The following is a 19,260-nucleotide window of genomic DNA, read 5'->3' as shown; positions in this document are numbered from 1 at the left end:
TGGGGTCAGGCGCCGCCGACGGCGGCACGGACCGGAGCGGAGTACAACGGTGGCTGATGAGGTCGAAGAGCGGACAGTGCAAGCAACGCCGGACGGGGACAACGCCGCGGACCTGGGCCTAGTCGACAGGTGGTGGCGGGCCGCGAACTACCTTTCGGTGGGGCAGATCTACCTGCGGGCCAATCCGCTGCTGCGCCGGCCAATCAGCGCCGAAGACACCAAATCCCGCCTGCTCGGCCATTGGGGCACCACCCCGGGATTGAACTTCATCTACGCGCACCTGAACCGGGTCATCCGCCGGGACGCCCAGGAGATGCTGTTCGTCGCCGGTCCAGGCCACGGCGGACCCGCCGTGGTGGCCAACGCCTGGCTGGAAGGGACGTACTCGGAGATCTACAGCAACGTTGGCCCGGACGAAGACGGCCTGGCGGAGCTGTTCCGGCAGTTCTCGTACCCCGGCGGCATCCCCAGCCACGCTGCACCGGAAACCCCGGGCTCCATCAACGAGGGTGGCGAACTCGGGTACTCGCTGGCCCACGCGTACGGCACTGTCTTTGATAACCCACAGCTGATCACCGCCGTCGTCATCGGTGACGGCGAGGCCGAGACCGGGCCGCTCGCTGCAAGCTGGCACTCCCACAACTTCCTGGACCCGGCGTCGGACGGGGCCGTCCTGCCGATCCTGCACCTGAACGGCTACAAGATCGCCAACCCGACCATCCTGGCGCGTATGCCCGAAGCCCAGCTGGAGCAGCTGCTGCGCGGCTACGGGCACGAGCCGCACTTCGTGACCGTCACGGACCCGGACGACACCGCGGCCGCGCACCGGGACTTCGCCGCCGTGCTGGACCGCTGCCTGGCCGACATCCGGGAGATCCAGGCCGGGCGGCGGACCGGGGGACAAGGCGACGGGTCGGTCCCGGCCGCCGTGTGGCCGATGATCGTGCTGCGCTCGCCGAAGGGCTGGACCGGGCCGAAAACCGTGGACGGGCTGCAGGTGGAAGGGACGTGGCGGAGCCACCAGGTGCCGCTCGCCGAGGTCCGCACCAACTCCGAGCACCTCGCGCAGCTCGGCCGGTGGCTGGAGTCCTACCGGCCGGACGAACTGTTCGACGCCGAGGGCCGGCTCCGCCCCGCCGTCGCTGCCAACGCCCCCGCCGGGGAACTGCGGATGAGCGCCACCCCGCACGCCAACGGCGGCATCCTGCTCAGGGACCTAAAGCTGCCCGGCTACTCGGACCACGCCGTGGAGGTCGCCCAGCCGGGCAGGGACCGGGTCAGCGCCATGATCACCCTCGGCTCCTGGCTCCGCGACGTCATCGCCCTGAACCCGGAGACCTTCCGCCTGTTCGGCCCGGACGAGACCGCGTCCAACCGGCTGCAGGATGTCTATGAGGTGACGGACAAGGTCTGGCAGTACCGGATCGAGGAGGTGGACGAACACCTTGCCCGCGCCGGCCGGGTGATGGAAGTCCTCAGCGAGCACCTGTGCCAGGGGTGGCTCGAGGGCTACCTGCTGACCGGCAGGCACGGCGTTTTCAGCTGCTACGAGGCCTTCATCCACATTGTCGACTCGATGTTCAACCAGCATGCCAAGTGGCTGAAGGTCCACCGGGACCTCCCGTGGCGCCAGCCCGTGGCCTCCCTGAACTACGTGCTCTCCTCGCATGTCTGGCAGCAGGACCACAACGGTTTCTCGCACCAGGACCCGGGATTCATCGACCACGCGGTGAACAAGAAGGCCGAGGTCATCCGCGTCTACCTGCCGCCGGACGCCAACACGCTGCTCTCCGTGATGGAGCACTGCCTGGGGTCCCGGGACTACGTCAACATCGTGGTCAGCGGAAAGCAGCCATCTCCCACCTGGCTCGGGCCCGCCGACGCGGCGCACCACTGCCAGCGGGGCCTGGGGATCTGGGAGTTTGCCGGGTCCGAGGTTCCCGGCGAGGAGCCCGACGTCGTGCTGGCCTGCGCGGGCGACGTCCCCACCGTGGAGACGGTCGCGGCCGCGGAACTGCTCAAGGCCGGTGCACCCGGACTGAAGATCCGGGTGGTCAACGTGGTGGACCTGATGCGGTTGCAGGACGCCGCCGAGCACCCGCACGGACTCTCGTCGCGGGACTTTGACGGCATCTTCACGGCCGACAAGCCCATCATCTTCGCCTACCACGGCTACCCGTCCCTGATCCACCGGCTGGCCTACCGCCGCACCAACCAGGAGGGGCTGCACGTGCGCGGTTACAAGGAAGAGGGGACCACCACCACACCGTTCGATATGGCCATGCTCAACGGCATCGACCGGTTCCAGCTGGCCATCGACGCGATCGACCGGGTGCCGGGCCTGGCGGAACGGCACTCGCTGCTGCGCCAGTCGTTGCAGGACCAGCGCATCGTGGCCCACAACCACACACGGGCCCACGGCGAGGACGCGAAGGAGATCAGCGGCTGGAGCCTCGGCGGCTAGGGGAGACGGTAGTCATGGCGCGATCGCGGCGGGTCAGGCCCGGGGCGCGGTGAGTGCCTCCAGGCCGCCGGTGGGCAGATGGATCCAGCCCTCGGACCGGGCGGCCCCGGCGTGGGCGGCGTCGGGACGGATGCTCGCGCCAACGGCCACGGCCCGGGCGGTCAGGGCCGCGACCAGGGCATCGAACATGTCGTCCGAGCCGGCCAGTTGCTCCTCGTGCCCGGCCAGGTCCAGCCAGGGGGCGGCGTCCCGAAGTCCGGCCAGGAGGCTGCCCAGGCGCTCTGTTTCCGGTGCGCCGCGGCCCTTGTAGCCCCGCGCCAGCAGGCCCCAGAGCTTCAGGGACGCCGCCGGGTAGACCTCGGCCAGCCGACCGCTCCCGTCCCTGGCCTGGGCGCCGAACTCCGCCGCGATCTTGGCCTGGATCACGGCGCAGCGCATGGCCGGGTGCGCCAGCCGGTCTGCTGAGACGCTGAGCGGGATCAGCCCGGTCCGGGCCGTGACGAAGCGGTCCGTGTCCCGGTAGGCCAGGAGCCGCCGGCCCTCGATTCCGTCATGATCCAGGACCGGGCGCGGGGTGCCGGCAAGATGCCCGGCAATAAAGGGCAGGAACGCGTCCGGCCAGCCCACGGGGCAGTCGATCCCGGCCATATCGGTGGCGCCGAAGAGGCGCACAATCCCGGCGTCGTCGACGTCGAGGCTGACAGACAGAAGCCGGGCGGACCCGCCACTCCATTCCACGACGGCGGCCGCCGTCTTCTTGGTCGACGCGGCGAGGTCGACGCCGAGTGTCCTCACTGCCGTCCGCCGGCCGCGCTCAGGGGAGTTCGCACAGGTCCCGTCCCGTTCCGGCTCAGATCGCCCGGTACCGAAATGCGCCGGGAATCCCGCCGCTGGGCTCCAGGCCCTTCCCGGACGCGAAGCGCGCCCACACGGCCCGGAGTTGCCGGCCCGCAGCGTTGATGTCCTCCCAGCTTGCGCCCTCGACCAGCCCGGCGCCTTCCCACGTCCGCCGGTTGCCGAACAGCAGGGGCAAGTCCACGGTGTGCGAGGCCCCGTAGAAGTTGCCCGGCGCGGCCCACGACAGGACGTAGCTGTAGGCCCTGCCGCCGGCGCGGGCGTGGCGCCGGGCGAACTTCCGGGAGGCCCTGCCGTAGACCGCCTCGGTCACGGCCCAGTTGATGGCCTTGAGCGCGGCGTTCCCGAGCAGCGGGACCTTTGCGAGGCGCCCGATGGCCCTGTTGCGCGGAAGGAACATCCTGGCTTCCTCGGAGGTGTGCCCGATGAGGACCTCGATTCCGGGAGCCGTGGTGTTCCAGGCGTCCTCGATACCGGCCTCTGCTGGCAGCGGGTCATGCCCGTACTGGGTGCCGAACGGCATGGCCGCAATCAGCCCGTACTTCCGGGCCACCTGGGAGACGTGCCCCTCGATTTCCACAACATCCATGGCCGGGGTCTCTGCGGTGACGGCCGTGGCGGCGATGCCCATGGCGCGGCTCATTTTCTCCCGGCCGCGGGTGATGCCCAGCGGGGCGCTTTGAATGATCGCGCGGCGGAACAGGGCGGGGGCCTCCGGCGTAGCCATCAGGTGGGCGACGGCGTCGCCGCCGGCGGACTGGCCGAACGCCGTCACGTTTGCCGGATCGCCGCCAAAAGCGCCGATGTTGCGCTGGACCCAGCGGAAGGCCTCGAGCTGGTCGAGCAGGCCGAGGTTGGCGGGCCGGCCGGTCCCCGCGGCCAGGTAGCCGAACAGGCCCAGGCGGTACGTTACGGACACCACGATCACGCGGTTCTCGGCGACCAGGGCGGTGGGATCAAAGATCGCGAGGTCGCCCGAGCCCGACGTGTAGGAACCGCCGTGCAGCCACACCATAACCGGCAACCGTTCGCCGCCGTCGAGGCCGCCGTCGGTGAGTCCGGCGGGCATGGTGATCGAGAGGCGCTGGCAGTCCTCACTGCCCGGGAGTTCGCCGTAGCGGGTTCCGAGGATCTCGTCCAGGAACGGGACCGGCGCCTGCGGGCAGGCAGGGGCGGGTGAGGTGGCCGCCAGGGGTTCCGCCCAGTCCGGGGCGGCCGACGGCGGCTGGAACCGTGCGGCGGTGGCATAGGGAATCCCGGTGGCGCGGACGACGTCGCCGTCGCGCCATCCGGTCACCGGGCCGCAGGGCGGGCTAAAAACGGGCTCGGCACTCATGAACCAACAATTTCACACAATCCTGACCCGCGGCTGGCAGCGCAAAGTGGCTGCGTTAAACAGCAACGCGGGGCCCCGGCCCGGGCCATACGGCCGGAGGGTACCCCGCGTTCCTGATGAGGACGCGTTAGTGCGTGTGCGGAACGAAACGCTTGATGGAGGCTTCGAGCTCGGCCTCGGCGGCGGCGCGGTCGCCCCAGCCCTCGGCCTTGACCCACTTGCCGGGCTCCAGGTCCTTGTAACGGGTGAAGAAGTGCTCGATTTCCTTGATCAAGAATTCGCTGACATCGCTGATCTCGTTGATGTGGTCGAAGCGGGCGTCCGCCGGCACGCAGAGAACCTTGGCGTCGCCGCCGCCGTCGTCGGTCATGTTGAAAACGCCGATGGGGCGGGATTCGACGATCACCCCGGGGTGCAGGTCGAAGTCCTGCAGCAGCACCAGCGCGTCCAGCGGGTCGCCGTCCTCACCGAGGGTGTTCTCGAAGAAACCGTAGTGCGTCGGGTACTGCATGGAGGTGAACAGGACGCGGTCCAGGCGGACGCGGCCGGTCTCGTGGTCGACTTCGTACTTGACGCGCGATCCCTTGGGGATCTCGATGGTCACGTCATGCTTCATGGAATGCTCCTTGACGGATTCAGGGGGTGCGCGGCACACATGGCATCCGAAAAAATCAGTGCCGGTGCCGCCGACTACTATTGAGGATATAGCGACAGGCCCAGGTTTCAGGAACTAGTGGGGACATTTCGGGACTAAAGGACCAGCAGCAGCATGAAACGCACACAGGGCCATGACGGCACGCCTCCGGCGCCCGGAAGGCTGGGGCGCACGGTCCCGATGCTGCTCCTGGTCCTCCTGGTGGTGGCCCTCGGCATCCCGGCGGGCATCGCCGTCAGCCCCGGGTTCACCGGCCCCGCCCTGCCGCCGGAGCCGGCCCCGGCGGGCTCCTGGCAGCAGGTACCCGCGACCCTCAGCGCTGCCGGCGGCAGCGGATCGTCCTCGGTCGGCGGGCGGCGTCCGCTCACGGACGGGGCCCCTGTGCCCGACGCCAAGGTCCTCGCCACCCATCTCGCAGCCACCCTGAAGGCCGACGGCGCCGGTTCTTTCAGCGGGGTGGTGCAGGACGCTATAACCGGCAACGTCCTCTTTGACCGTTCCGGCGACGAGCTCCGTGCCCCCGCCTCCAACATCAAGCTCCTGACGGCCTCCGCCGCGCTCCGCACACTGGGCCCCGACCGGCGTTTCAGCACCACCGTGGTGGCCGGCCCGACGCCCGGTACCGTGGTCCTGACCGGTGGGGGAGACGTCCTGCTGGGCGCCGGCAAGTCGGCGCCGGACGCGGTCCTGGGTCATGCCGGCCTGGACACGCTAGCGGCCTCGACAGTTGCCGCGCTGCGCAAGGCCGGGGTTTCCGGCCCGGTTTCCGTGCTGCTGGACGACACCCTGTTCAAGGGTCCCTCGCTCAGCCCGGCCTGGAGCCCGGACGACGTCGCGGCCGGCGAGATCGCGCCGCTGTTCCCGCTCGCGCTCAACTCGGCGCGCTTCGATCCCGCCGTCACCACCGGGCCGCGCCCGCGGGACGCCGCCATGACGGCCGCCGCGGCGTTCACTGACCGGCTCTCGGCCAACGGGGCCGCTGCCGGGATCACCGTGAAGCCCGGCGTCGCCCGGGTGGCCGCGGCGCCAAAACCCGCAGCCACCGGCCAGGCCGGCGCACAGGCAGGGGCCGTCCTGGCCGAGGTCCAGTCCGCGACCGTCAGCCAGCAGGTTGACCTCCTGCTGCGGACGTCGGATAACTACCTCACCGAGGTGATGGGCCGGATGGTCGCGGCGGCGAGCAACAAGCCGGCCACGTTCGAGGGTGCAATCGCCGCCGTGCTGCAGCAGGTCGACGACCTGAAAATCCCCGACGCCACGCTGCGGGCCGCGGACCTGGCCGGGCTGACCCTGGACAACCACGTCTCCGCCCGGCAGCTTTCCGCCGTCGTCCGCGCCATGACCTCCGGACCCGACACCCGCCTCCGCGCCGCCCTGGCCGGGTTTCCGGTGGCCGGCCTGACCGGGACACTGGGCAGCCGCTACACGGACACCAGCACCGCCCGCGGCGCCGGCCTGGTCCGGGCCAAAACCGGGACGCTGAACACTGTGATCGCACTCAGCGGCTACGTCGTGGACGCGGACGGCCGGCTCCTGGTCTTCTCCTTCATTGGCAACGGTCTCACCCCCGGCGCGGCCGGAAACAAGGTGGCCCTGGACCGGACCGCCTCGGTGCTGGCGGCCTGCGGCTGCCGCTGACGGGCGCCGTTTCGACGGTTCCCCGCGTATCCGGCGCCTGGAGACGTCTAATCGGCAGGGAACCGTCGAAACGGGCCGCGGGCCGGGGCCGGCCGGCGGCTGGGTGCGTTCGCCGCCCGACGAATTTAAGGCGGATCGTCGGCCCCCTGTGATCTGATGGGGGCTATGGAGTCCTCTTCGCGCGAGACATCAACCGAGACATCAGCCCGGGCCCAGGCCCTTATCAACTGGGACCTCGCCGCGTCCACGGCCGCGCGGCTCACCCCGGCCGGACCGCCGCTGAAGTCCGCCGAGATCGGGGCCGCGGTGGAGAACCTGCGCCTGATGGCGGATATCTCGGTTCCGCATGTGCACGACATCACCGGCCTCGAGGCCGCCCGCGACCTCCGTGACTCCTCGGTCCTGGTGGTGGACCGCGCATCCTGGGCCAAGGCGAACACGCAGAGCTTCGCCGTGATGCTGCAGCCGGCCATCGAGAAAATGCTCGAGAGCCGCCGCGGCGCGGTGAGCCCGGGCGCGGCAAGCGTCAGCGGCGCCATCACCGGCAGCCAGCTGGGCGCGATCCTGGCCTTCCTCTCCAGCAAGGTCCTGGGCCAGTACGACCCCTTCTCCGCCCTCGCCCCGAACTCCACCGCCCCTGCCGCGGGACGGCTCCTGCTGGTGGCGCCGAACATCGTCGCCGTGGAGCGCGAGCTCAACGTCGCGCCCGAGGACTTCCGGCTCTGGGTATGCCTGCACGAGCAGACCCACCGCGTGCAGTTCGCCGCCGCCCCGTGGCTGCGGCACCACATGCTCGAACAAATCGAGGACCTCAGCGTCCACCTGCTGGGCAACGTCGACTCCATCATGGAGCGCGCCGCCGCGGCCGCGAAGGCGCTCAAGGACCGCTCCGCCACCGGCTCGGCACCGGGCCGCGGGGCGATCCTGGACCTGCTGCAGGACCCGGCGGAACGCGCGGCGATCTCGCACCTGACGGCCGTGATGAGCCTGCTCGAGGGCCACGCGAACGTGGTGATGGACGCCGTGGACGCAAGCATCGTCCCCTCCGTCAAGACGATCCGCCAGCGCTTCAACGCCCGCGGCCAGGACCGGGGCGCCATCGAGAAATTCATCCGCAGCCTGCTGGGCCTGGACGCGAAGATGCGGCAGTACAGCGACGGCTCCAAGTTCGTCCGGGAAGTAGTGGACGCCGCCGGAATGCAGGGCTTCAACCGGGTCTGGGAGTCAGCGGACCACCTCCCCACCGAGCCGGAGATCCACGACTCCAAGCTCTGGCTCGACCGGATGGGGCTCTAATCCACGTGCCCTCCCACACCCCACCGGACCTCCCCGCCGCATCCGGGGAACGACGCCGGCCCGGCAGGCTGGCGCCCGTCGTCGGCAAAGCCCGGAAAATGCTGCAGGACGCCCTCGCCGACGCCGGCTACCCCGCACGCGTCCTCGTGGCCTGCAGCGGCGGCCCGGACTCTCTCGCCCTCGCCGCCGTCGCCGCGTACTTCGGCCGCCGCGGCCACGTGGACGGCCACCCCGTATCGGTCGGCGCCGTCGTGGTGGACCACCAGCTCCAGCCCGGGTCCGCTGACGTTGCCGCCGCGGCCGCCGCGGTGCTGCGCGAGCTGGAGCTCTCCCCGGTCCAGGTCCGGACAGTTGACGTCGCCTCATCCGGGATTGGGCCGGAAGCCGCCGCGCGGGATGCCCGGCACGCTGCCCTCGAAGCCGCCGCGGACGACGCCGGCGCCACCGCCATCCTGCTCGGCCACACCCTCGACGACCAGGCCGAACAGGTCCTCCTGGGTTTGGCACGCGGGTCCGGAACCCGCTCGCTCGCCGGTATGCGGCCCGCCCGGGGGCACCTATTGCGGCCGTTCCTGGGCCTGCGCCGCGACGACACCCTCGAGATCTGTGCCGTGGAGGGACTGGACCCGTGGCATGACCCGAGCAACGAGAACCCGGCCTTTGCCCGGTCCCGGACCCGGGTTGAGGTGCTGCCCATGCTGGAGGACAAACTCGGCCCGGGAGTCGCCGAGTCGCTGGCCCGGACGGCGTCCATCCTGCAGCTGGACGCCGACTACCTCGAGGCTGTGGCGAATGACACCTTCGTCCGCCTGCAGGAACGGACCGGCGGGGAGATCGCCCTGCCCGAAGCCGAGCTGGGCGAACTCGCCCCGGCGATCAGGTTCCGGGTGATCGCGAAAGCGGCTGCCGCCGTCGGCGGCCAACAGCCCAGCTACCAGCGGCTGCTGGCGGCCGAGGCACTGCTGCGCCGGCACGGCTCCGCCGGGCCGGTGGAGCTGCCCGGCGGTGTGAGCGTGTACCGGCTCTCGCTGGCCCAGCTGACCGCGGCCGGGCAGTCCGGTCCCGCCGCCGGTCCCCGCGAGGGCGCCCGCTGTGGGAAGCTTGTATTCCGGCCTCAAAAACCGCCGCACAAATAGTCGCACCCCCGCATCTACACAGGAGCCATTGGTGGATTCAAACGACGTCCAGGCAGACCTCAAGCACGTTCTGTACTCCAAGGAGCAGATCCAGACCAGGATCACAGAACTCGCTGCCCAGATCGACAAGGACTACGAAGGCCGCGATCTGCTGATCGTCGGTGTGCTCAAGGGCGCCGTGATGGTCATGGCTGACCTTGCCCGCGCCCTGCACAGCCACGTGTCGATGGACTGGATGGCCGTCTCCTCCTACGGCTCCGGCACCCAGTCTTCCGGCGTCGTCCGCATCCTCAAGGACCTCGATACCGACCTCATGGGCAAAGACGTCCTGATCGTCGAGGACATCATCGATTCCGGCCTCACCCTCTCCTGGCTCAAGACCAACCTGGAATCCCGCGGACCGGCCTCGGTGGAAATCTGCACCGCCTTCCGCAAGCCCACCGCCGCGAAGGTCCAGATCGACGTCAAGTACGTCGGCTATGACATCCCGAACGAATTCGTCGTCGGCTATGGCCTGGACTACGCCGAGAAGTACCGCAACCTGGACTTCGTCGGCACCCTGGCGCCGCACGTCTACGAGTAAGCCCCGGCGGTTCCCGCCGGCCCGCCGCCGGGTCTGTCCGGCCCCCGCACAGCCCTCCGCTACGCCGACAGGGAACTTTTGGCCGTGACCGTGCGTGACTTACTGCGACGGTGTATAGCTAGAACCTGACGCAGCACCACACGCGCGCAATTCGGTCGCCGTGCAGCACTACCAGGAGGGACGGGGCCAGCCCCCGATCAGATGAAAGCTAAGAGTTTCTTCAAGGGCCCGGGCATCTGGATTGTCGTCGTTATCGGCATGCTCCTGCTGGCCTTTGCAACCCTGGCCCCGGGCGGCTCCGCCCGTGTCGATACCGACAAGGGACTGGAAATGTTGTCCACCGGCAAGGTGGAACAGGCCAAAATTTTCGACGCCGAGAACCGCGTGGACCTGGTGCTGCGGGACGACTACCAGGCGGACGGGCAGAACAAGGGCAAGAACGTCCAGTTCTACTTCGTCAACGCCCGCGCGACCGACGTCGTCAAGGCCGTGACGGCCGCGAAACCGCCGAGCGGCTTCACCGACCAGCCCGTCGAGAGCAACTGGTTCTCCGGACTGTTCTCCCTGCTGGTGCCCGTCCTGCTGCTGGGCGTGCTCTTCTGGTTCCTGCTCTCCAGGATGCAGGGCGGCGGCTCCAAGGTCATGCAGTTCGGCAAGTCCAAGGCCAAGATGGTCAACAAGGACATGCCGCAGGTGACCTTCAGCGACGTCGCCGGCGCCGACGAGGCCGTGGAGGAACTCCAGGAGATCAAGGAATTCCTGCAGGAACCGGCCAAGTTCCAGGCCGTGGGCGCCAAGATCCCGAAGGGCGTGCTGCTCTACGGTCCTCCCGGCACCGGTAAGACCCTGCTGGCCCGCGCCGTCGCCGGCGAGGCAGGCGTGCCGTTCTTCTCGATCTCCGGTTCCGACTTCGTCGAAATGTTCGTCGGCGTGGGCGCCTCCCGTGTCCGCGACCTGTTCGAACAGGCCAAGTCCAACTCGCCGGCCATCATCTTCGTCGACGAGATCGACGCCGTCGGCCGGCACCGTGGTGCCGGCATCGGCGGCGGCAACGACGAGCGCGAGCAGACCCTCAACCAGCTGCTGGTTGAAATGGACGGCTTTGACGTCAAGACCAACGTCATCCTCATCGCGGCCACCAACCGGCCCGACGTGCTCGACCCGGCCCTGCTCCGCCCGGGCCGCTTCGACCGGCAGATCTCGGTTGAGGCCCCGGACCTGATCGGCCGCGACCAGATCCTGAAGGTCCACGCCAAGGGCAAGCCGATGGCGCCCGGCGTCGACCTCAAGGCCGTTGCGAAGAAGACCCCCGGCTACACCGGTGCGGACCTCGCGAACGTGCTCAACGAGGCGGCGCTCCTCACGGCCCGCTCGAACGCCAACCTGATCGACGACCGCGCCCTCGACGAGGCAATCGACCGGGTGATGGCCGGCCCGCAGAAGCGCAGCCGGGTCATGAAGGAACATGAACGCAAGGTCACCGCCTACCACGAAGGCGGCCACGCCCTGGTGGCGGCGGCACTGCGGAACTCCGCCCCGGTCACCAAGATCACCATCCTGCCCCGCGGCCGCGCCCTGGGCTACACGATGGTGGTCCCGGAAAACGACAAGTACTCCGTGACCCGCAACGAGCTCCTGGACCAGATGGCCTACGCCATGGGCGGCCGTGTGGCCGAGGAACTCGTCTTCCACGACCCGTCCACGGGCGCCTCGAACGACATCGAGAAGGCCACCGGGATCGCCCGCAAGATGGTCACCGAATTCGGTATGAGTGAGCGTGTTGGTGCCGTGCGCCTCGGCCAGGGCGGCGGCGAGCCGTTCCTGGGCCGCGACGCCGGCCACGAACGCAACTACTCGGACCAGATCGCCTATGTGGTGGACGAGGAGGTGCGCCGCCTGATCGAGAACGCCCACGACGAGGCCTACGCGATCCTGGTCGAGAACCGCGACGTCCTGGACCAGCTGGCCGTGGAGCTGCTGGAACGGGAGACCCTCAACCAGGCCGAGATCGCCCAGGTGTTCGCGGACATCCGGAAGCGCGACTTCCGCGAGATCTGGCTGTCCAAGGAGAGCCGCCCCATCCAGGCGGTCGGACCGGTCGAGTCCCGCCGGGAAAAGGCCGAGCGCGAGGCGCAGGAAGAAGCCAAGGAGGCCCGGCTCGAGGAACCCCTCGACGCCCGGCCGCCGCACGCCCAGGGAGTGCCCGGGCAGGAGCCTTTCGAGGGCGGCGTTACGGATCTGGGGCCTGACGGCCATCCCGGCTAGGCTTCTTCTGTGACTTCTTACTTCGACGACGACGACGTTCCCGCCACCGCCGGTTCCCTCCCCGTGGGAGGGCCGGCGGAGGCCTCCGACCAGCACGGCTCCAAGGTGGACCGCCCGCGGATCCAGGCGGCGGTCCGCGAGATCCTGCTGGCCATCGGCGAGGACCCGGACCGCAGCGGCCTGCAGGACACCCCGAAGCGGGTGGCCAAGGCCTACGCGGAGATGTTCGCCGGACTGCACCACGACCCGGCGGAAATCCTCGCCACCACCTTCGACCTCGACCATGAGGAACTGGTGCTGGTCAAGGACATCCCGTTCTACTCGACCTGCGAGCACCACTTGGTGCCGTTCCACGGGGTGGCCCACGTCGGCTACATTCCCTCCCACGACGGCAAGGTCACCGGGCTGAGCAAGCTGGCCCGGCTGGTGGACATGTTCGCCCGCCGCCCGCAGGTCCAGGAGCGGCTGACCACCCAGATCGTCGAAGCCCTCGTCACCCACCTCAAGCCGCGCGGCGCGATCGTCGTCGTCGAATGCGAACACCTCTGCATGTCCATGCGCGGCATCCGCAAGCCCGGTGCGAAGACCGTCACCAGCGCGGTCCGCGGGCAGCTGCATGACCCGGCCACCCGCGCCGAAGCCATGAGCCTCATTCTCGGAAGGTAACAAAAACAGACTATGGACTCCCTCGCCGCAGCCCCTGGAACCGGACCTGCCACCTCGCCGCTGCCCGTGCTGCGCAAGCCGCGCCCGGCCGCCAGCTTCAAGGACCTGCCCACGGACCGGACGCTCGTGATGGGGATCCTCAACGTCACCCCGGATTCCTTCAGCGACGGCGGCCGGCACGCGACCCCGGACACCGCCATCGCCGCCGGCCTGCGGATGTGCTACGCCGGCGCGGACATCATCGACGTCGGCGGGGAGTCCACCCGGCCCGGTGCCGCCGAGGTCAGCGTCGAGGAGGAACAGCAACGGGTCCTGCCCGTGATCGAGGCGCTGGCCAAGGCCGGTGCGCTGGTCAGCATCGACACCACCCACGCGGCCACCGCCGAGGCCGCCCTCGCCGCCGGCGCCACAATCATTAACGACGTCTCCGGCCTGACCATCGAACCGGCAATGCTGGAGCTGGTGGCCCGCAGCAACGCGCCCTACGTCCTCACGCACCGCCGCGGCGACGCCGGAACCATGGACTCGCTGGCCGAGTACGGCAACGTCGCCGAAGAGGTCGCCGCCGAGCTCGCCGGCATCCGCGACAAACTGTATGCCGCCGGAGCCACCCCGGAGCAGCTCATCCTGGACCCGGGCCTGGGCTTCGCCAAGAACGAGGCGCAGAACTGGGAACTGCTGCAGAACATCGACGTGCTGCAGGCCATGGGCCACAAGGTCCTGGTCGCCGCGTCCCGGAAGCGCTTCCTGGGCAGCCTCCTGACCGTCGCCGGCAAGGCCGCCCAGCCCGAAGAGCGGGACGCCGCCACCGCAGCGGTCACAGCGATCAGCGCCTACCGCGGTGCGTGGGCTGTCCGCGTGCACGACGTCGGCCCCAGCCTCGACGCCGTCAAGGTCGCCGCCCGCATCGCCCCCGCGCCGGTACCGGCCGTGCCCGGCAACAGCTAGGCCGGGCACACCATGGACCGGATCACACTGAGCGGCGTCACCGCCGTCGGACATCACGGGGTGTTCGATTTCGAACGCCGCGACGGCCAGCCGTTCGTCGTCGACGCCGTGCTGCACCTGGACTTCGGCCCGGCGGCCGCGAGCGATGACGTCCTCGACACCGCGCACTACGGCGAGGTGGCCGAGTGCATCAAGGGGTGGATCACCGGGACGCCGCTGAACCTGATCGAGGCCCTCGCCATCCGGATCGCCGACGACGTTCTCCGCCGCTTCCCGGTAGCCGCCGTCGACATCACCGTGCACAAGCCGAAGGCGCCCATCGAGGTCGACTTCGGCGACGTGTCCGTCAGCGTGCACAGGGGACGGCCATGAGCCTGCCCACTGCGTGCTACACCCGCGCCGTGATCGCCCTCGGCAGCAACCTGGGGGCACGCAACGACACCCTCTCCGCCGCCGTCGCCGACCTCGTCGATCCGCCGGAAGTGCGGCTGCTCGCGATCTCCCCGATCGTGCAGACCAAGGCCGTGGGCGGGCCGCCGAACCAGCCGGATTTCCTGAACATGGTCATCGCCGTCGAAACCTCGCTGTCCCCGGAAGAGCTCCTGGAGCACTGCCACGCGGTGGAGCAGAAGCACCTGCGCGTCCGTGAGGTCCACTGGGGCCCGCGCACCCTGGACGTGGACATCATCACCTACGGCGACGTGGTGAGCTCCGACCCCGACCTGACGCTCCCGCACCCACGCGTGGCGCAGCGGGCCTTCGTGCTGTACCCCTGGTCCCTGATCGACCCCGCGGCCGAGCTCAACGGTGAACGGGTGGGGGACCTCGCCGTGAAGGCCCCCGACTTCCCCGACCTCGAACCGTTCGACGGCTTCGAGGACCCCAGCGGCGTGGCCGGTGCAGCCGGCGCGGCGGAGGCCTCGTGAAGCTCATCAACCCGCTCCTGCTGCTGGTCATTGGTGTCTCGGTGGCCGTCTTCGGCTGGCTGGCGGCCCTGATTGCCGCCCGCTACAGCCTGGACACACCAGTGCTCCCGCTGACAGCCCTGGTCACCATGGGTGTGATCGTGGCCGCCACCCTGATCCTGGGCATCCGCGTCCTCCGCTGGCGCAACGGCAAGAAAAAGAAACTGCTCAACCCGATCCTGGCCGCATGGACGCTGGTCCTCGCCCAGGCCTGCGCCTACACCGGAACGGTCCTGCTGGGCTGGCACGCGGGAATCTTCTTCGACCACCTGAGGCTCTGGAACGTGCGCAGCGGCCAGTCCATCACCTGGGAAACGCTGGCGATGGCCGGCGGCGGACTGGCCATGGTGGTGGTCGGCCTGCTCGTGGAGCGCTTCTGCCGGATTCCCCCCGAGGACGGCGACGCCGAGGGAACCCCCGGGGTGCAGGGCAAACGCGGCAAACCCAAGGCTGAGGGCGAATATGCGTACCGAGGCGATTGACCCGCCCGGGGTGGACTGGCGGCGGGTGTCGCCGCGGTACGTCCCGGTCCGGGTGGCGGGGTGGGCGCTGGGCAACCTAGCCGCCGTCGTCCTCCTGTCCCTGCCCCTGATCCTGGTCCTGGGCGGTGCCTGGGACTGGCCCCCGCTGTGGCTCGCCATCGCCGTGCCGGCCGCCGCCCTCCTGGTTGCCATCTGGCGGCTGGTGCTTATCCCGCGCCAGGTGCGGTCCATCGGTTATGCCGAACGCGAGGACGATCTCCTGATCCGGCGCGGCATTTTCTTCCAGCGGGTGCTGGTGGTGCCCTACGGACGGATGCAGTACGTCGACATCGGGGCCGGTCCGGTGGAACGCGCCTTGGGCCTGTGCACCGTCAAGCTCCACACCGCCTCTGCGGGTACCAGCGCCCAGATCCCTGGCCTGCCGGCGGCCGAGGGCGCGCGGCTGCGCGAACAGCTCTCCGCCCGCGGCGAGGCCCGTCTGGCCGGACTGTGACCGCCGACGGCGAGGACTGGCGGCGCGTCCATCCGGCGTCGCCCTTTGTCCGGGGCTGGGTGGCGCTGGCCGCGATGTTTGTCTTCTTCGGCCGGGACTCCTTTGAACGCCTGCTCCAGGGCGGGCCGGTCTTTGACGACAGGTTCGCCGGACGGGCGCCGTGGCTGCTGCTCGGCGGCGGCGGGGTACTGCTGCTGACCGTCCTGGGGTTTGTGCTGAGCTGGTACTTCACCCGCTACCAGGTCGCCGACGGCTACGTCCGGGTCAACAGCGGGTTCCTGTTCAAGCAGCAGCGCCAGGCCAGGCTGGACCGGGTCCAGGCCATCGACGTCGTGCAGCCGCTGCTGGCCCGGATCTTCGGGCTCGCCGAGCTCCGGTTCGAAGTGGCCGACGCCGGCCAGTCCGCCGTACACCTGGCGTACCTGCGCGCGGATGAGGCCCGCCAGCTCCGCGCGACCATCCTCGCCGGCGCCGCCGGCGGCGCCACACCCGCCGGTGGCGCCCCGGCGGCAGCCGGAATCCCCGGAACTCCCGGAACTCCAGAAGTTGCCGCGAACCCGGAACCGGCCGCGGGCCGCCCGCCGGCCCCCGCGGTGGAGGCGCCCGAGCACACCGTGCTGACCGTGCCGCCGGGACGCCTGCTGGGCTCCCTGGTGCTCAGCGAGCAGAGCGTGGCTATTGTCCTCGGTGCCGCGGCGTCGGTGCTGTTGTCCGCCGTCACCGAGAACAGGGGCTTCTACCTGTACCTGATCCCGGCCGGCCTCGGCCTGGTAGCCGCGTACTGGAACTCGTTCAACAAAGGGTTCAATTTCACGGCCGCCATTTCCCCCGACGGCATCCGGCTCCGCTACGGGTTGCTGGACACCCTGGCGCAGACCCTGCCGCCGGGACGGATCCAGGCCCTGCGGGTTCTCCAGCCGCCGCTGTGGCGGGTGTTCGGCTGGTACCGGATCCAGGTGAATGTGGCCGGGTACGGAACCTCCGGCGGCAACGGCGAGGGCTCGTCCCGGACCACCCTGCTGCCCGTCGGCACCTACGCTGAGGTGTTCACCATGCTCTCCCTAGTCCTGCCCGATCCCGGCACCCCGGACCCGGCGCGGGTGTTCACGGCGGGATTGACCGGCCTCGCGGGCACCGGCCGGTCGCACGGGCCCGGTGCCCGGCCTGCCGTGCCGGGGGCACCCGACGACGGCGGTTTTGTCACCACCCCGCGCCGTGCCCGCCTGCTGGCACCACTGGGCTGGCGGCGCAACGGCTTCGCGGCCACCGAGACCGCGCTGCTGCTCCGGTCCGGCCGCTGGTGGCGCCAGCTGGTCCTCGTTCCGCACCAGCGGACCCAGTCGATCGCCCTGCAGCAAGGCCCGGTGGCGCGGCGCTTCCGGGTGGCCGACCTCGTCCTCCACACCACGGCCGGGCCGGTGGTGCCCCGGCTGATCCAGGCCGGGCTGGACGAGGCACGGGACCTGCTCAACGCGCAGGCCGCCCGGGCCCGGACTGCCCGGCGCCGGCAAACCAGTGAACACTGGCGTGCCGGCACCAACCACCCCGGACCCGGTCCGGAGAACCACGTACCAACGGAAGGGCCGCAGCATGCCTAAGCCAGGACGCCTCGGCGTCGGAATCATCGGAGCCGGCAGGGTGGGCGCCGTCCTGGGGGCTGCGCTGCGCGCCGCAGAGCACGCCGTCGTCGGGGTCTCCGCGGTCTCGGAAGCGAGCCGCGAACGCGCGGAAACCCTGCTGCCCGGCGTTCCCATCCTCGAGGTGCAGGACATCGTGGAACGCGCCGAGCTGGTGCTCCTGGCCGTCCCGGACGACGCCCTGGGCCCGCTCGTCGAGGGTCTCGCGAAGCTGGGTGCGTGGCAGCCCGGGCAGCTGGTGGCCCACACCTCGGGCCGCTTCGGCGTCGGGATCCTGCGTCCGGTCCGCGCCGCCGGCGCCGTGCCCCTGGCGCTGCACCCGGCCATGACATTCACCGGGATGAGCCTTGACCTCACCCGGCTGCTTGACTGCAGCTTCGGTGTCACCGCCGACCCGGCAATGCTGCCCATCGCGCAGGCCCTGGTGGTCGAGATGGGGGCGGAGCCGGTAGCGATCGCGGAGGGGGACCGCGTCCTGTACCACGCGGCCCTGGCCCACGGCTCGAACCACATGGTCACCCTGGTGGCGCAGGCCTCCGAACTCCTGCGTGAGGTGGGCGTCGACGCCCCGGAACGTATGCTGGGCCCCCTGCTGCGCGCCAGCCTCGAAAACGCCCTCGCCTCGGGGGAGTCGGCCCTCACCGGTCCGGTGGCCCGCGGGGATGCGGGGACGGTCGCCGCGCACACGGAGGCACTCCGCGAACTCGACCGCGGCTCCGGCGGCGATATTCTTGACGCGTACCTGGCCATGGCCCGGGCAACGGCCCGCAGGGCCGGAAGCCGCGGCCTGCTGAAGCCAGGACAGGCCGACGGTATCCAGCGGGCGCTCGAGGCGCCCGGCGCCGGCGGCCCGATCCCCGAGGAAGGACCCTGACATGGCTATCCGGCTCGTGACCACGGCTGCCGAGCTGCGCGCCGAAAGCGCACGGCTGCTCACCGCCAAACGGGGCAGCTCGCAGGGGCTCGTCCCCACCATGGGCGCCCTGCACGAGGGCCACGCCCAGCTGGCCAGGACCGCCGTCGAACAAAACGACGTGGTGGTGGCCAGCATCTTCGTCAACCCGCTGCAGTTCGGCGAGGCCGTGGACCTTGAGCGCTACCCGCGGACCCTTGACGCGGACCTGGCCCTGCTCGAGGCGGAGGGCGTGGATCTTGCCTTCGCCCCCTCTGTCGAGGAGGTCTACCCCGGCGGGGAACCGATGGTGCGCATCACGTCGGGGGCCCTGGCCAACAAGTGGGAGGGCGCCTCACGGCCTGGGCACTTCGACGGCGCCCTGACGGTGGTCGCGAAGCTGCTGCACTACGGACTGCCGGGCGCGGGGCAGGCGGCCTACCGGGCGTACTTCGGCCAGAAAGACGCCCAGCAGCTGACCCTGGTCCAGCGGATGGTGGCGGACCTGAACTTCCCTGTGGAAATCGTGCCCGTCCCGATCGTCCGTTCCCCGGACGGCCTGGCGCTCTCCAGCCGGAACCGGTTCCTCACCGCGGCCGAACGCGACGCCGCCCTGGTCCTGTCCCGGGCGCTGCGGCTGGTCGAGGAGCGTGCCAACGCCCACCAGCCGCTGGACCTAGACTCCGCCCGGGCCCTGGTGGAATCGCAGCCGCTCGTGGAACTGGACTATTTCGACGTCGTGGATCCGCGCACGCTCGAACCGCTCGCGGAGAACTGCCGGGAGACCCCGTTCCGCGGCGAGGGCCTGGTCCTCATCGCGGCCAAAGTCGGGCCGGTGCGGCTGATCGACAACGTCCCCCTGGATTCCTGACCCGCGGCGGGAATGAGCGGGCGAATAGAATGGTTGGCAACTGAGGCAGCGCCGTCGCGCCGAACCCCCGTCTCAACT

Annotated in this window: 18 protein-coding genes; 15 read left to right on the top strand and 3 right to left on the bottom strand. The window is 70.1% G+C overall.

Annotation, left to right across the window (positions count from 1 at the left end):
* Positions 1-76: 76 nt before the first annotated feature.
* On the top strand, positions 77-2,464 hold the full coding sequence (locus AC1DBE_RS08315) for a phosphoketolase family protein (protein ID WP_476970210.1): 2,388 nt from the start codon (positions 77-79) through the stop codon (positions 2,462-2,464).
* 33 nt (positions 2,465-2,497) lie between these two features.
* Here AC1DBE_RS08315 and AC1DBE_RS08310 read toward each other — a convergent pair whose 3' ends face one another.
* The 3 genes from AC1DBE_RS08310 to AC1DBE_RS08300 form a co-directional block, all read right to left on the bottom strand.
* Complete coding sequence (locus tag AC1DBE_RS08310) at positions 2,498-3,259, bottom strand: DUF429 domain-containing protein (protein ID WP_476970209.1); 762 nt, start codon at positions 3,257-3,259, stop codon at positions 2,498-2,500.
* Positions 3,260-3,314: 55 nt separating this feature from the next.
* Positions 3,315-4,655, bottom strand: a complete 1,341-nt coding sequence (locus AC1DBE_RS08305; RefSeq protein ID WP_476903498.1) for a carboxylesterase family protein — start codon at positions 4,653-4,655, stop codon at positions 3,315-3,317.
* Positions 4,656-4,782: 127 nt separating this feature from the next.
* Positions 4,783-5,271: an inorganic diphosphatase gene (locus AC1DBE_RS08300; protein WP_441406094.1), complete on the bottom strand. Its 489-nt coding sequence runs from the start codon at positions 5,269-5,271 to the stop codon at positions 4,783-4,785.
* A 153-nt stretch (positions 5,272-5,424) separates the two neighbouring features.
* On the opposite strand from AC1DBE_RS08300, the gene dacB reads away from it, so the two are divergent.
* From dacB to panC, 14 genes are all read left to right on the top strand, one after another.
* Positions 5,425-6,948, top strand: coding sequence for a D-alanyl-D-alanine carboxypeptidase/D-alanyl-D-alanine endopeptidase (gene dacB, locus AC1DBE_RS08295; protein WP_476970208.1), 1,524 nt, complete (start codon positions 5,425-5,427; stop codon positions 6,946-6,948).
* Between the two features lie 165 nt (positions 6,949-7,113).
* Entirely contained in the window at positions 7,114-8,244 is a 1,131-nt protein-coding gene (locus AC1DBE_RS08290) for a zinc-dependent metalloprotease (RefSeq protein WP_476878537.1), read from the top strand.
* A 98-nt stretch (positions 8,245-8,342) separates the two neighbouring features.
* Complete coding sequence (tilS, locus tag AC1DBE_RS08285; RefSeq protein ID WP_476878552.1) at positions 8,343-9,380, top strand: tRNA lysidine(34) synthetase TilS; 1,038 nt, start codon at positions 8,343-8,345, stop codon at positions 9,378-9,380.
* Positions 9,381-9,411: 31 nt separating this feature from the next.
* Positions 9,412-9,963, top strand: a complete 552-nt coding sequence (gene hpt, locus AC1DBE_RS08280) for a hypoxanthine phosphoribosyltransferase (protein ID WP_146336115.1) — start codon at positions 9,412-9,414, stop codon at positions 9,961-9,963.
* 201 nt (positions 9,964-10,164) lie between these two features.
* The gene (ftsH, locus tag AC1DBE_RS08275; protein WP_476878538.1) at positions 10,165-12,228 is read left to right on the top strand and encodes an ATP-dependent zinc metalloprotease FtsH; all 2,064 of its coding nucleotides are present in this window, start codon (positions 10,165-10,167) and stop codon (positions 12,226-12,228) included.
* A gap of 63 nt (positions 12,229-12,291) precedes the next feature.
* Positions 12,292-12,894 carry a GTP cyclohydrolase I FolE gene (folE, locus tag AC1DBE_RS08270; RefSeq protein WP_476903566.1) on the top strand — a complete coding sequence of 201 codons (603 nt, stop codon included), beginning with the start codon at positions 12,292-12,294 and terminating at the stop codon, positions 12,892-12,894.
* 12 nt (positions 12,895-12,906) lie between these two features.
* A complete protein-coding gene (gene folP, locus AC1DBE_RS08265) occupies positions 12,907-13,842 on the top strand; it encodes a dihydropteroate synthase (protein ID WP_476878539.1) in 936 nt (311 codons plus the stop codon).
* 12 nt (positions 13,843-13,854) lie between these two features.
* Positions 13,855-14,214, top strand: a complete 360-nt coding sequence (gene folB / locus AC1DBE_RS08260; protein ID WP_476970207.1) for a dihydroneopterin aldolase — start codon at positions 13,855-13,857, stop codon at positions 14,212-14,214.
* Positions 14,211-14,768 (top strand): 2-amino-4-hydroxy-6-hydroxymethyldihydropteridine diphosphokinase, encoded by a 558-nt coding sequence (gene folK, locus AC1DBE_RS08255; protein ID WP_476878541.1) that lies wholly within the window; start codon positions 14,211-14,213, stop codon positions 14,766-14,768. Before folB ends, folK begins: the two co-directional genes overlap by 4 nt.
* Positions 14,765-15,289 (top strand): DUF3180 domain-containing protein, encoded by a 525-nt coding sequence (locus tag AC1DBE_RS08250; protein WP_476903499.1) that lies wholly within the window; start codon positions 14,765-14,767, stop codon positions 15,287-15,289. Before folK ends, AC1DBE_RS08250 begins: the two co-directional genes overlap by 4 nt.
* Entirely contained in the window at positions 15,270-15,782 is a 513-nt protein-coding gene (locus AC1DBE_RS08245) for a PH domain-containing protein (protein WP_476878543.1), read from the top strand. Before AC1DBE_RS08250 ends, AC1DBE_RS08245 begins: the two co-directional genes overlap by 20 nt.
* 74 nt (positions 15,783-15,856) lie before the next feature.
* The gene (locus AC1DBE_RS08240; RefSeq protein WP_476878554.1) at positions 15,857-17,380 is read left to right on the top strand and encodes a PH domain-containing protein; all 1,524 of its coding nucleotides are present in this window, start codon (positions 15,857-15,859) and stop codon (positions 17,378-17,380) included.
* On the top strand, positions 17,373-18,293 hold the full coding sequence (locus AC1DBE_RS08235; protein ID WP_476878544.1) for a Rossmann-like and DUF2520 domain-containing protein: 921 nt from the start codon (positions 17,373-17,375) through the stop codon (positions 18,291-18,293). Before AC1DBE_RS08240 ends, AC1DBE_RS08235 begins: the two co-directional genes overlap by 8 nt.
* A gap of 1 nt (position 18,294) precedes the next feature.
* Positions 18,295-19,182: a pantoate--beta-alanine ligase gene (panC, locus tag AC1DBE_RS08230; protein WP_476903500.1), complete on the top strand. Its 888-nt coding sequence runs from the start codon at positions 18,295-18,297 to the stop codon at positions 19,180-19,182.
* Positions 19,183-19,260: the final 78 nt, after the last annotated feature.

The sequence above is a fragment of the Arthrobacter sp. 10T416 genome (assembly GCF_056394165.1).
This window is presented reverse-complemented; position numbering and strand designations above follow the sequence as displayed.